Origin of the sequence: Pseudomonas sp. B19(2017) (assembly GCF_002113165.1) — a bacterium.
GTDB lineage: Bacteria > Pseudomonadota > Gammaproteobacteria > Pseudomonadales > Pseudomonadaceae > Aquipseudomonas.
In genome coordinates this window covers 40992-53274 of sequence record NZ_NEJR01000007.1, presented here as the reverse complement: position 1 = coordinate 53274, position 12283 = coordinate 40992, and the positions used below count along the sequence as shown (strand labels likewise).

At 64.8% G+C, this 12283-nt stretch carries 9 protein-coding genes; 5 read left to right on the top strand and 4 right to left on the bottom strand.

The genetic code is table 11. The features are described from left to right. Nucleotides 1-40: 40 nt before the first annotated feature. Nucleotides 41-1216 carry a M20 aminoacylase family protein gene (locus CAF70_RS12155; protein WP_085624841.1) on the bottom strand — a complete coding sequence of 392 codons (1176 nt, stop codon included), beginning with the start codon at nt 1214-1216 and terminating at the stop codon, nt 41-43. A gap of 166 nt (nt 1217-1382) precedes the next feature. Further along, nucleotides 1383-2195, bottom strand: coding sequence for an RHS repeat-associated core domain-containing protein (locus tag CAF70_RS12150; protein WP_085624839.1), 813 nt, complete (start codon nt 2193-2195; stop codon nt 1383-1385). Nucleotides 2196-2354: 159 nt separating this feature from the next. Here CAF70_RS12150 and CAF70_RS12145 point away from each other — a divergent pair, with 159 nt between their 5' ends. The 4 genes from CAF70_RS12145 to CAF70_RS12130 all read left to right on the top strand — a co-directional run bounded on the left by CAF70_RS12145 (nt 2355) and on the right by CAF70_RS12130 (nt 8599). Continuing rightward, entirely contained in the window at nt 2355-4871 is a 2517-nt protein-coding gene (locus tag CAF70_RS12145) for an excinuclease ABC subunit UvrA (protein ID WP_085624838.1), read from the top strand. 158 nt (nt 4872-5029) lie between these two features. Beyond that, nucleotides 5030-6679, top strand: coding sequence for an MFS transporter (locus CAF70_RS12140; RefSeq protein ID WP_085624835.1), 1650 nt, complete (start codon nt 5030-5032; stop codon nt 6677-6679). Then, nucleotides 6676-7809, top strand: a complete 1134-nt coding sequence (locus CAF70_RS12135; protein ID WP_085624833.1) for an HlyD family secretion protein — start codon at nt 6676-6678, stop codon at nt 7807-7809. Before CAF70_RS12140 ends, CAF70_RS12135 begins: the two co-directional genes overlap by 4 nt. A gap of 196 nt (nt 7810-8005) precedes the next feature. Then, the gene (locus CAF70_RS12130) at nt 8006-8599 is read left to right on the top strand and encodes a hypothetical protein (RefSeq protein ID WP_085624831.1); all 594 of its coding nucleotides are present in this window, start codon (nt 8006-8008) and stop codon (nt 8597-8599) included. A 117-nt stretch (nt 8600-8716) separates the two neighbouring features. Here the strand turns inward: CAF70_RS12130 and CAF70_RS12125 are convergent, their stop codons facing one another. After that, nucleotides 8717-9592, bottom strand: coding sequence for an AEC family transporter (locus tag CAF70_RS12125; protein WP_085624829.1), 876 nt, complete (start codon nt 9590-9592; stop codon nt 8717-8719). A gap of 252 nt (nt 9593-9844) precedes the next feature. Here CAF70_RS12125 and CAF70_RS12120 point away from each other — a divergent pair, with 252 nt between their 5' ends. Then, complete coding sequence (locus CAF70_RS12120; RefSeq protein WP_085624827.1) at nt 9845-11143, top strand: MFS transporter; 1299 nt, start codon at nt 9845-9847, stop codon at nt 11141-11143. Nucleotides 11144-11311: 168 nt separating this feature from the next. Here CAF70_RS12120 and CAF70_RS12115 read toward each other — a convergent pair whose 3' ends face one another. Continuing rightward, nucleotides 11312-12274 (bottom strand): D-glycerate dehydrogenase, encoded by a 963-nt coding sequence (locus CAF70_RS12115; protein ID WP_085624825.1) that lies wholly within the window; start codon nt 12272-12274, stop codon nt 11312-11314. Nucleotides 12275-12283 lie beyond the last annotated feature (9 nt).

The window sequence follows — 12283 nt, the reverse complement described above, 5'->3', positions numbered from 1 at the left end:
GTCGCGCCCGGGTTCCAGCGGCAGTCGTCAAAAGAAAAGGTCAGGCAGGCGCGAGCCAGCGCTCTGCCAGCGCGCCCCAGTAGGCGGCGCCGGTTAGCAGGATGTCGTCGTTGAAGTCGTAGGCAGGGTTGTGCACCATCGGCCGCGCTACACCGTTGCCGATGAACAGGTAGGCGCCCGGGCAGCGTTGCAGCATCCAGGCGAAGTCTTCGCTGCCCATCAGCTTGCGGGTATTGCCATCCACGGCCTCGGCACCGAGCAACTCCACCCCCACCTGCCGGGCGAAGGTGTTTTCCGCGGCGTGGTTGACCAACACCGGGTAGGCCGGGCGGTGTTCAATGGTAGCGCGGCAGCCAAAGCTCTCGGCCTGGCTGACGATAATGGCCCGCACCCGCTCCAGGGTCTGCGCCCGGACCTCGGCGTTCAGCGCGCGCAGGCTCAGGCGCAGCAGCGCCTGCTGCGGGATCACGTTGGCGGCTTCGCCGGCCTGCAAGGCGCCGACGGTGACCACGGCCGCCTCCTGCGCATCGATATTGCGCGCCACCACGGTTTGCAGCGCCATCACCACACTGGCCGCCGCCACCAGCGGGTCGACGGTCAGGTGCGGCATCGAGCCATGGCCGCCAACCCCGTCCAGGGTCACCGTGAGCAGGTCTTGCGAGGCCATCATCGGCCCCTCGCGAAAGCCCAGGTGCCCTGCCGGCAGCCCGGGCATGTTGTGCATGCCGAACAGTGCATCGCAAGGGAAGCGCTCCAGCAGGCCATCGGCCAGCATCGCCTCGGCGCCGCCCTGACCTTCCTCGGCCGGCTGGAAGATCAGCGTCAGCGTGCCATCGAACTGCCGGGTCGCCGCCAGATAGCGCGCGGCGCCCAGCAGCATGGTGGTATGCCCGTCATGGCCGCAGGCGTGCATGCAGCCCTGGTGCTGGCTGCTGTAGACGACACCGGTGGCCTCGTGGATGGGCAGCGCGTCCATGTCGGCGCGCAGGCCCAGGCGGCGTGAGCTGCTGCCGTTGCGCAGTACGCCGACCACACCGGTCTTGCCGATACCTGTATGCACCTCGTAGCCCCATGCTTCGAGCAGACGGGCGACCAGCGCCGAAGTGCGGCTTTCTTCGAAACCCAGTTCCGGGTGAGCGTGGATATCGTGACGGATTGCATGCAGGTCGCTGGCCACATCGTTCAGCCAGGCCAGGATGTGCTGATGTCGGGACATGTAGAGTCTCCTCGCGCGGGTGGTTTCCCGTTCTTGTTGTTCGCCTTGAGGTCACGACAGGTGAGGCAGGTCGTGCTTGGCTGACAGATAAACGCGAGGAGCGATGAAGCACAATCGAATCTGGTTTCGCACGGTGGAACCGAAACGTGGGTTGCCAGGGTGACCGTCACACTTTTTCAGCCATGCGCACTAACAATACTTTTTCCGGCAGGGGTTCGAGGATGGCCGACTCCTGGCCACGTAGTCGATTCCATCCGGTAACTTCTTTAACGGACTCTACTGCCAGTCTGCGCAGTGGCAGCCTGTGCAAGCGGGCTTCCCGATAGGTCGACCTGACATCGCCATACAACTGCCGCAACTTGCCCACCCCCGCGACAGACGCCGCCCCCAACCCAAATGCCGTAAATGCTTCACTGGCTAATGAGGCAGTGGGAAATGCATAGGCCATCACCACGCCGGGCACTTTAGTCAGGGTACTGAACAAGCCACCGTTAAAGATCATCGCATTGTTGGTTCGGCTCGAGGCATCGAATTCTTTGGGAACTGGCAGGCCCTTGGCTTTGGCGACCGAGCGTTTGACAATTGTCCTGGAGGCCTTGTTAAGTGCCGACAGCATGCCCACCGATCCCCATACAAGCCCTGTTGACTGCCCGATGATGCGCGTGGGTGAATGGCCGTCACGGTCCACATTGTTTATCGGGTCGCCCTTGCAATAGGCATAGGCATTAAGCCCTCCCCGACCAAACGGGCTGAATATGTCCGGGCGATGGAAGCGCATCAACACGGTGTCATACGTACGCTTGCCATTGCCCAACAGGTAACAGCGCGGCAACGATGCTCCTGACTCTCCGGCAAAGGCCAACAAGAGACCGGTTTGGATTACCCGATAGCCATAGGGTGTATAGGGTTTTATTGGGAAATTGTTACCCGCCTGGATTGATGACTGCTGATCAGTTGCCAGTAATGTCGAAGTCTGCATGATTACAAGTTCCTGTAGTTCGTGTTCGCCAAAACACACTAACTACAAGCACCTGTCTCGATAACTCGCAGATTTGCCAAGGGGAAACATTGCCACGCACGAGCGCTGCAATTGCTGTTACCTTGGGCGCACTGTTCAGCTACAGCCAAGGACTGCGTCATGCCCCCACGCCAAACCACCCCAAGCGGCTTCGTTCGTGTGCGGGGCGCCCGCGAGCACAACCTGAAGAACATCGATGTCGATATCCCCCGTGACGCACTTGTGGTGTTCACCGGCGTGTCCGGCTCGGGCAAGTCCTCGCTGGCCTTCTCCACCCTCTACGCCGAAGCCCAGCGCCGCTACTTCGAATCGGTCGCGCCCTATGCCCGGCGCCTGATCGACCAGGTTGGCGTGCCGGATGTGGATGCCATCGAGGGCCTGCCGCCAGCGGTGGCGCTGCAGCAGCAACGCGGCACGCCGAGTGCACGTTCCTCGGTGGGCAGCGTGACCACTCTGTCCAGCTCGATCCGCATGCTTTACTCCCGCGCCGGCCACTACCCGGCCGGCCAGGCAATGCTGTATGCCGAGGATTTCTCGCCCAACACGCCCCAGGGCGCCTGCCCGGAATGCCATGGCATGGGCCGGGTCTACGAAGTGAACGAAGCGACCATGGTCCCCGACCCCTCGCTGACCATCCGCGAGCGCGCTGTGGCAGCCTGGCCCATGGCCTGGCAGGGGCAGAACCTGCGCGACATCCTGGTGACACTAGGCTACGACGTCGATATCCCCTGGCGCGACCTGCCACAGGCGCAGCGCGACTGGATCCTGTTTACCGAAGAAACCCCCACTGCGCCGGTGTATGCCGGGCTGACCCCGGCGCAGACCCGCGCCGCCCTCAAGCGCAAGCAGGAGCCCAGCTACCAGGGCACGTTCATGGGTGCCCGGCGTTACGTGCTGCACACCTTCATGCACTCGCAAAGCGCCCAGATGCGCAAGCGCGTCGCCCGGTTCATGCGCCCCAGCCCCTGCCCGCTGTGCCACGGCAAGCGCCTGAAGCGCGAGGCGCTGGGAGTGACCTTCGCCGGCCTGGATATCGCCGAGCTGTCGCACCTGTCGCTGCAGGCGCTGGCCGGGGTATTGCGCAAGGTGGCGGCAGCGGACTACCTGGCACAACAGCAGGACGACCTGACTCTGGAAAAGCGCCTGGCGGCGCAACGCATCGCCAATGAACTGCTCGAACGCATCGATACCCTGCTGGACCTGGGCCTGGGCTACCTGGCCCTGGAGCGCAGCACACCGACCCTGTCCTCTGGCGAGCTACAGCGCCTGCGCCTGGCCACCCAGCTGAACTCGCAACTGTTCGGCGTGATCTACGTGCTCGACGAGCCGTCGGCAGGCTTGCACCCGGCCGACAGCGAAGCCCTGTTCGAAGCGCTGCTGCGCCTGAAGCGGGCTGGCAACTCGGTGTATGTGGTGGAGCACGACCTGGACACCATGCGCCGCGCCGACTGGCTGGTTGATGTAGGGCCTGCAGCTGGCGAGCATGGCGGCACCATCCTCTACAGCGGGCCCCCCAAAGGCCTGGCCCAGGTCGAGCAGTCGAGTACCCGGGCCTACCTGTTCAGTGCAGCGGCACAGACCACCCGCACACCACGCCAGGCCCACGACTGGCTGAAGCTCGAAGGCATCTGCCGCAACAACCTGAACAACCTCAGTGCAGAATTCCCGCTGGGCTGCTTTACCGCCGTCACCGGTATTTCCGGCTCGGGCAAGTCGAGCCTGGTCAGCCAGGCCCTGCTGGAGCTGGTGGGTGCGCACCTGGGCCATGCCGAGCAGCGCAACGAGCCCGAAGAGCAGAGCCTGGAAGATGAACCCGAACAGGCCAGCAGCGGGCATGTGAGCGCGGGCCTTGGCAGCATCAGGCGCCTGGTGCAGGTCGACCAGAAGCCGATCGGCCGTACACCACGCTCCAACCTGGCCACCTACACCGGCCTGTTCGACCATGTGCGCAAGCTGTTCGCCGCCACCGAGCAGGCCAAGGCAAAAGGCTTCGATGCCGGGCGTTTTTCCTTCAACGTTGCCAAGGGCCGCTGTGAAAACTGCGAGGGCGAAGGCTTCGTCAGCGTCGAGTTGCTGTTCATGCCCAGCGTCTATGCGCCCTGCCCGACCTGCCATGGCGCCCGTTACAACCCGGACACCCTGGCGGTGAGCTGGCAAGGCATGAACATTGCCGAAGTGCTGCAATTGACGGTCGACCAGGCCCTGCAGGTATTCGCCGAACAGCCACCAGCGCGGCGCTGCCTGCAGGTGCTGCAGGACATCGGCCTGGGCTATCTGCGCCTGGGCCAGCCGGCCACCGAACTGTCTGGCGGCGAGGCGCAGCGCATCAAGCTGGCCACCGAGCTGCAACGCATGGCCCGCGGGGCGACGTTGTATGTACTGGACGAGCCTACCAACGGTTTGCACCCGCAGGACATCGACCGGCTGCTGGTCCAGCTCAACCGCCTGGTCGATGGTGGGCATAGCGTGGTGGTGGTCGAGCATGACATGCGAGTGGTGGCGCAGAGCGACTGGGTGATCGACATCGGGCCGGGGGCCGGGGATGCCGGGGGGCAGGTAGTGGTCTGCGGGACGCCGCAGGTGGTGGCCAGGTGTGCTGAAAGCCGCACTGCGCAGTTTTTGGACAAGGCCTTGTAGCGCCTGCACCGGCCTCTTCGCGGGCTTGCCCGCTCCCACAGGTTCACCACAGTCTTGCAAGCTGTGCAGTACCTGTGGGAGCGGGCAAGCCCGCGAAGAGGCCGGCACAGGAGATAGACTGTTTTCATCCCCCGGCACCCTCAAGTACAGTCTGCCCCATGGACAAATACGCCCCCCGCCAGTGGCTCCCCCACGAAAAACCCAGCCTGCCGGGCTCCCCCTCCACGCCCCTGCACTCCCCCGCCAAACGCCTGGCCTACGGCGTGGTCGGGCTGCTGGTGGCCATCACTGGTGGCCTGGGCAACGCGCTGGTCACCGCCAACCTTGTGTTCCTGCAAGGTGCGCTGGGCGCAACCACGGCGGAGATGGCCTGGCTGCCGGCCGCCTACGTGATGACCAACGTGTCCATCAACCTGCTGCTGGTGAAGTTCCGCCAGCAGTTCGGCCTGCGCGCGTTCACCGAGGTGTTCCTGGTGCTCTATGCCCTGGTTACCTTCGCCCACCTGCTGGTCAACGACCTGAACTCGGCCATCGCCGTACGTGCGGCCCATGGCATGGTCGGTGCCGCGCTCAGCTCGCTGGGGCTTTACTACATGATCCAGGCGTTCCCGGCACAATGGCGGCTGAAGGCGATGGTGCTGGGCCTGGGCGCCTCGCAACTGGCGCTGCCGCTGGCGCGGATCTTTTCCGAAGACTTGCTGCAGATCGCCGAATGGCGCGGCCTGTACCTGTTCGAACTGGGCCTGGCACTGGCCGCTCTGGGCTGCGTGCTGATGCTCAAGCTCCCCCCCGGTGACCGCTTCAAGACCTTCGAGCCGCTGGACTTCCTCACCTTCTCGCTGATGGCCAGCGGCACCGCGCTGCTGTGCGCCGTGCTGTCACTCGGGCGAATCGACTGGTGGCTGGAGGCGCCCTGGATCGGCATGGCCCTGGCGGCCTCGATCGCGCTGGTATTCAGCGGCCTGGCCATCGAGCACAACCGCCAGAACCCGTTGCTGATGACCCGCTGGCTGGGCAGCGGCGCGATCATTCGCCTGGCGCTGTGCGTGGTGCTGATCCGCATGGTCACCTCAGAGCAATCCACCGGGGCGGTCGGCTTCCTGCAGGCGCTGAACCTGGGCAGCGAGCAGATGCGCACGCTGTACGCGGTCATGCTCCTTGGCGCAGTGGCCGGCCTGGCCGGCAGTGCCCTCACCATCAACCCCAACCACCTGGTGATCCCGCTGCTCATCTCGTTGCTGGCCATGGCCACCGGCGCCTTCATGGACAGCAGTTCGAGCAACCTCACCCGCCCTGCGCAGATGTACCTCAGCCAGTTCCTGCTGGCGTTCGGCAGCACCTTCTTCCTCGGCCCGTCCATGGCCCTTGGCATCAGCCATGTGCGTGCCAACCCGCGCAACCTGGTGAGTTTTTCGGTACTGTTCGGCATCTGCAACAACCTTGGCGGCCTGATTGGCGCGGCGCTGCTGGGCACCTTCCAGACCTGGCGGGAAAAATTCCACTCCAGCCACCTGATGGATCGCCTCAGCTACCTGGAGCCGTTGGTCACGGCGCGTGTGCAAAGTGGCGGCGCCGGCTACGGCGGCATCATCGCCGACCCGGCCCTGCGCAGCGAAGCCGGCATGCGCCTGCTGGCCAGTGCCGCCACCCGCGAGGCGAATATCATGGCCTACAACGATGTGTTCGTGCTGATCGGCAGCATCGCTATCCTGACCATGGTCTGGATCTGCATTCGAAGCACCTGGCTCTGGCACACGAAACGCCGAACCATTTCCCCTGACTCCACCCTCGGCGCGCCCACCCGATGACCGACGACACCCGCACCACGACCACCACTGCCATTGCCGAAACCCCGGAGGGCGCCACGCCGCCCAGCGAGCCGACCAGCCCGGTGCGTTCGCGGCGGGTGCGTATCCTGTCGTCGATCAGCTTCGCCTGCGTGGCCCTGGCCGGCATCCTGCTGGTGTTGTACGCCTGGCGTCTGCTGCCATTCAGCAGTGCCATCGAAAGCACCGAGAACGCGCTGGTACGCGGCCAGGTGACCATCATCGGGCCGCAGTTGAGCGGCTATATCGTCGATGTGCCGGTGCATGACTTCCAGTTCGTCAAGGCCGGCGACCTGCTGGTGCAACTGGATGACCGCATCTACAAACAACGCCTGGCCCAGGCCATCGCCCAGCTGCAGCAACAACAGGCGGCCCTGGCCAACAACCTGCAGCAGCGTAAAAGTGCCGAGGCCAGCATTGCCCAGCGCCAGGCTGCCATCGACGATGCCGCGGCCCAGGCAGCCAAGGCCAGGGCCGACCTCAGCCGCAACCAGGCGCTGGTCAGCGATGGCTCGGTGTCACGCCGCGACCTGGACCTGGCCCGCGCCAGTGAGGCCGCGGCGGTCGCCAGCCTGGCCCAGGCCAAGGCGGCCCTGGAAATCGCCCGCCAGGATCGCGAAACCGTGGTGGTCAACCGGGCCGCGCTGGAGGCCTCGGTGGAAAACGCCAAGGCCGCCGTGGAGCTGGCCCGCATCGACCTCGACAACACCCGCGTCACCGCCCCGCGCGACGGCCAGCTGGGGCAGATCGGTACGCGCCTGGGGGCTTATGTCAATTCCGGCGCGCAGCTGATGGCGCTGGTACCCGACACCCTGTGGGTGATTGCCAACATGAAAGAAACCCAGATGGCCAATGTACGGATAGGCCAGCCGGTGAGTTTTACCGTGGATGCGCTGAACCACCTGAAGCTGCATGGGCACGTGCAGCAGGTTTCACCGGCCACCGGCTCCGAGTTCGCCTTGCTGCAGGCGGATAATGCCACCGGCAACTTCGTCAAGATTGCCCAGCGCATTCCGGTGCGGATTACCGTGGATGCCGACCAGCCAGAGGCCAAACGCTTGCGGCCGGGGATGTCGGTGGTGGTCAGTATCGATACGCGCAGCCAGGATTGATGTTGTTGCCACTGGCCTCTTCGCGGGTAAACCCGCTCCCGCAGGTTCACCACAAGTCTTCAAAACTGTGCAATACCCGCAAAGAGGCCAGCGAAGCACATGCAGAGATGCCGTCTTGCCATGATTGCACCGCTCTGGCCCGTAGGTTCTAATCGCGCACGACCCGTTTGCCTTCGTCACTCAAGGAAGTGTCACCATGTACAGGAAGACCCTGCCGCTGGCGCTGTTGGCCACCCTGGCCGGTTGCTCGAACAGCGAGGACACCAGCGAGGCCAGTTTCCACAAGGCCGCCCAGGCCTACCTCGATAGCCAATACCCGTACTGCTTCATCACCAGTTCATTCCCCACCAGAACCCAGGATTTCGACCTCCATGGCACCAACAAGGCATTGCATGCCTTGGCCCAGGTAGGCGTGGTCAGTGAAAAGGAGATTTCGCGCACCGAGGTGCCCGCCCGCCTGTGGCAAGCGGCACGCACGGACATCTACTACGCCTATGACCTCACCGACGAAGGCCGAAAGTACTACAAGGCAGATAGCGGGCTGTGCTTCGGCAAGGCTCAGGTCACCGCGATCGAGCAGTTCAGTGAGCCGAGCGAGGTGACCGGGCAGAAGATGTCGAATGTGACCTATGCCTACAAGATCACCGGGTTACCCGCTTGGGCTGCCAATGAACAAGTGAAAGCCAGCGTCGCGGAACTGGGCAAGGCGGTGGCCAGCAATGAAATGCCACTCAAGGAAACCAGGACGATGGTGCTGACCAGCCAGGGGTGGCGGTTGCAGGAGAAATAGCCGTTTGCCGTGTCGGCCTCTTCGCGGGTAAACCCGCTCCCACAGGTCCATCACAGGCCTTGAGACCTGCGCAGTACCTGTGGGAGCGGGTTTACCCGCGAAAGGGCCGGTACAGACTTACATCCACCACGCCAGCACCACCGGCAACCAGGCAAACGACAGCACCGTGGAACACATCACCAGGTTCGCCACCTGCTCCGGCTCGCGATTGGCGCGCACCGCCATCAGGTAGTTGAACACCGCCACCGGCATTGCCGACTGCACCACCAGCACTGCGCGCTCCAGGCTGGCCATGCCCAGCGCCGCGCCTACTGCCCAGCCCACGGCAGCCCCCAGGCCGATGCGCAAACCGCCCAGCAGCATGCCCCTGCCCACATGGCGCAGGCGGATGCTGGCCAGCGACACACCCAATGTCAGCAACATCAGCGGAATGGTCATGCCGCCCAGCAGGTCTGCAGTATTGGCCAGCCAGCGCGGCAGTTGGAAATCAAGAAAAATGATCGGCATGGCGCCGGCCAGGCTGATCACGATGGGGTTGCGCAGCAGTGCCTTGAGCGATGCGGCAGTACCGGAGATTGCCATGCCGAGTGTGAACTGCACGATCGACAGGGTCAGGAAGAACGCCACGGCCAGGGCCAGGCCGTGTTCGCCAAAGGCATACAGGCTGATCGGCAGGCCCATGTTGCCGGTATTGGGGAACATGAAGGCCGGCAACAGCACCCGCCAGTGCATGCCCGAAGCGCGACACACCAGCAAGCCGGCCAGGGCCATGCCCAAGGTGCACAGCAGGCAGGCCATGGCCATGCTGGTGAAGGCGTTCGGGTCCAGTTCGGTGCGGCTGAGCGTAGACAGTACCAGCGACGGGGTGCCGACGGTCATCACCACCCGAGCGATGAATTCGGTGGGGTAGTCCAGACCCTTGCGGGCCCAGGCATAGCCGATGCCGGCGACGATGAAAACCGGCGCCAGCACGGCGAACAGCGAAGCGAACATGGTGGCCTTCCTTGGAAGTGGGCCCGGTATTATGCCGCAGGCTGCGGCGTCTCGTCGCACACCCATGCCCCTTGGGCAAAGCCGCACAAGCCCGTAGAATCGCGCTTCCTTTTCGCCTGTCGCCTTGAACGGTGGCAACCGGCAGCGTCGCATCCAGCCCAGGCACATCCGTGCAGCCCTCGGCCCCGTCAGGGTCGAGCAGGTGTGCGCGTCCGAAAAGGCGCTCATCCGCTCATCCAACCAGAGGTACCTATGTCTCCGCGTTTGCTGGCCATGGCGCTGGCGCCCCTGCTCGGGCTGTTCATCATTGCCCTGGGCAACGGCTTCATGTCTTCCCTTACCACCCTGCGCCTGGGCGCAGCCGGCGAGTCGGCCACCACCATCGGCGTGGTCTCCTCGACCTATTTCATCGGCCTGACCCTGGGTGCCATTTTCAACGACCGGCTGATCCTGCGCATCGGCCATATCCGCGCCTACACCAGCTTCGCCTCGCTGATCGCCGTGACCATCCTGCTGCAAGGCCTGTTCTACGACGTCACCTGGTGGTCGCTGCTGCGCCTGATCAACGGCTGGGCGGCGGTGGGCGTGTTCCTGGTGATCGAAAGCTGGCTGCTGCTGGCCGGCGACGCCAAGATCCGCGGCCGCCTGCTAGCGCTGTACATGATCGCCTTCTACGGCGCCGGGGTGATCGCCCAGGCCGGCCTTGGCGAAATCACCCACATGGGTGACACCGCACCGTTCATGCTGGCCGGCGTGCTCGCCGCCCTGTCGGTCCTGCCCATCGTGATCCTGCCGCGGGTATCACCGCTGCTGGACCAGGTCGAACCGCTCAAGCCGCGCCAGCTGCTGGGCGTGGCACCGTCAGGACTGGTCGGTTGCTTTGGTTCGGGCGTGGCCATTGCCGGCATCTATGCCCTGCTGCCGCTGTACCTGCAGCGCATCGGCCTGGATGTGGGTGAGGTCGGCAACATGATGGCCTGGGTGATTCTGGGGGCGATGTTGCTGCAATACCCGGTCGGGCGCTGGTCTGACCGCAAGGACCGCCAGGATGTGCTGATCGCCCTGGCCGCGCTGTGCGTGCTGCTGTCACTGGTTACGGTATTCCTGCCGTCGGACTCGATCCTGCTGCCGGCCATGCTGTTCCTGCTGGGCGGTGGGGTCTTTACCCTGTACCCGGTGGCGGTCAGCCATGCGGCCGACCGAGCGCCGTCCGATGCGCTGGTGCCGATGATCCAGGGCCTGCTGCTGATCAACTCGCTGGGTTCGGCCATGGCGCCGGTGGCGATTTCGCCGATGATGACCGAGTTTGGCGAGGCCGGGTTGTTCTGGGCCTTTGCCGTGGTCAACCTGGCCATGGTGTGCTTCTTCATGTGGCGCCGTGGCAAGCGCCCGGCGGCAGAGCACCCGGCCCCGTTCACCGCGTCGACCACCTTCTCGCCGACCGGTGCCGAACTGCGGGTGACCGAAGACCTGATGCATGCGGCGCAGGAGCACCCGCCGCTGGAGCCGGTAGAGGCTGCTGCGCAGGCGCAGCGCTCAGAATCGCATTGACTCCGGGGCAATGATTCATTGAATCAGCAGTGACCCTGTGGGAGCGGGCGCGCCCGCGAACACCGGCGCAGCCGGTGCCATCCACCGCGCCGCCTGCTTCGCGGGCATGCCCGCTCCCACAGGGACCCCGCCAGCTGAAGGAATGTGCCGGACCTGTTGGAGCGGGCGTCAGCCATTCACCAGGTTGGCCGGGCGCTCGCCGGCCAGCGCACTGAGCAGGTTGTCCACCGCACAGCGCGCCATGGCCTGGCGGGTTTCTTCGGTTGCCGAGCCGATATGCGGGGTCGCCACCACGTTGTCCAGTTGCAGCAACGGCGACTGCGCCGACAACGGCTCCTGCGCGAACACATCCAGGCCGGCGCCGCGTATGCGCCGGGCACGCAACGCTTCGATCAGCGCCGGCTCGTCCACCACGCGCCCGCGGGAAATGTTCACCAGGATTGCCTGCGGCTTCATCAGCGCCAGCTCCCGCGCGCCGATCAGACCTTCGGTGCTGGCACTCAGCGGTACCGTCAGGCAAACGAAATCCGCCTGCTGCAACAGTTCATCGAGGCTGCATTGACGCGCGGCATAGCGCGCCTCCACCGCAGGCTTGGCACGCTGACTGTGATACAGCACCCGCATGCCGAAGCCCGCCGCAGCGCGCCGGGCCAAGGCCTCGCCAATGCGGCCCATACCGACGATGCCCAGCGTCTTGCCGTGCACATCGCAGCCGAAATGCGCTGGGCCGAGGTTGGCCTGCCAGTGGCCTTCTCGCACCCAGTTCGCCAGTTCCACAACCCGCCTGGCGGTGGCCAGGATCAAGGCAAAGCCCGTGTCGGCGGTGGTTTCGGTCAGCACGTCGGGCGTGTTGGTCAACATCACGCCACGCCGGCCTAGTTCGGCGATGTCGTAGTTGTCCACGCCGACCGAAACGCTGGACACCACTTCCAGTTGCGGCGCCAGGTCGAGCAGGCTGGCGTCCAGGCGCAGGCTGGCCCCCAGCAGCCCGTGCGCACCCGGCAAGGCGTCGCGCAGGCGCGCCAGGCCATCGGGCCCTGAGGTATCCACCCAAGTCACCTCGACGCGCTCTTGCAGGCGTGCCATCAAGTCGTCAGACAGGCGTTTGTACAGCACGATTCGCTTTTTCATTGCACAGAT

Coding starts and splice junctions, on each gene's coding strand:
- CAF70_RS12155 (WP_085624841.1), bottom strand. CDS start 1,216: ATGTCCCGACATCAGCACATCCTGGCCTGGCTGAACGATGTGGCCAGC.
- CAF70_RS12150 (WP_085624839.1), bottom strand. CDS start 2,195: ATGCAGACTTCGACATTACTGGCAACTGATCAGCAGTCATCAATCCAG.
- CAF70_RS12145 (WP_085624838.1), top strand. CDS start 2,355: ATGCCCCCACGCCAAACCACCCCAAGCGGCTTCGTTCGTGTGCGGGGC.
- CAF70_RS12140 (WP_085624835.1), top strand. CDS start 5,030: ATGGACAAATACGCCCCCCGCCAGTGGCTCCCCCACGAAAAACCCAGC.
- CAF70_RS12135 (WP_085624833.1), top strand. CDS start 6,676: ATGACCGACGACACCCGCACCACGACCACCACTGCCATTGCCGAAACC.
- CAF70_RS12130 (WP_085624831.1), top strand. CDS start 8,006: ATGTACAGGAAGACCCTGCCGCTGGCGCTGTTGGCCACCCTGGCCGGT.
- CAF70_RS12125 (WP_085624829.1), bottom strand. CDS start 9,592: ATGTTCGCTTCGCTGTTCGCCGTGCTGGCGCCGGTTTTCATCGTCGCC.
- CAF70_RS12120 (WP_085624827.1), top strand. CDS start 9,845: ATGTCTCCGCGTTTGCTGGCCATGGCGCTGGCGCCCCTGCTCGGGCTG.
- CAF70_RS12115 (WP_085624825.1), bottom strand. CDS start 12,274: ATGAAAAAGCGAATCGTGCTGTACAAACGCCTGTCTGACGACTTGATG.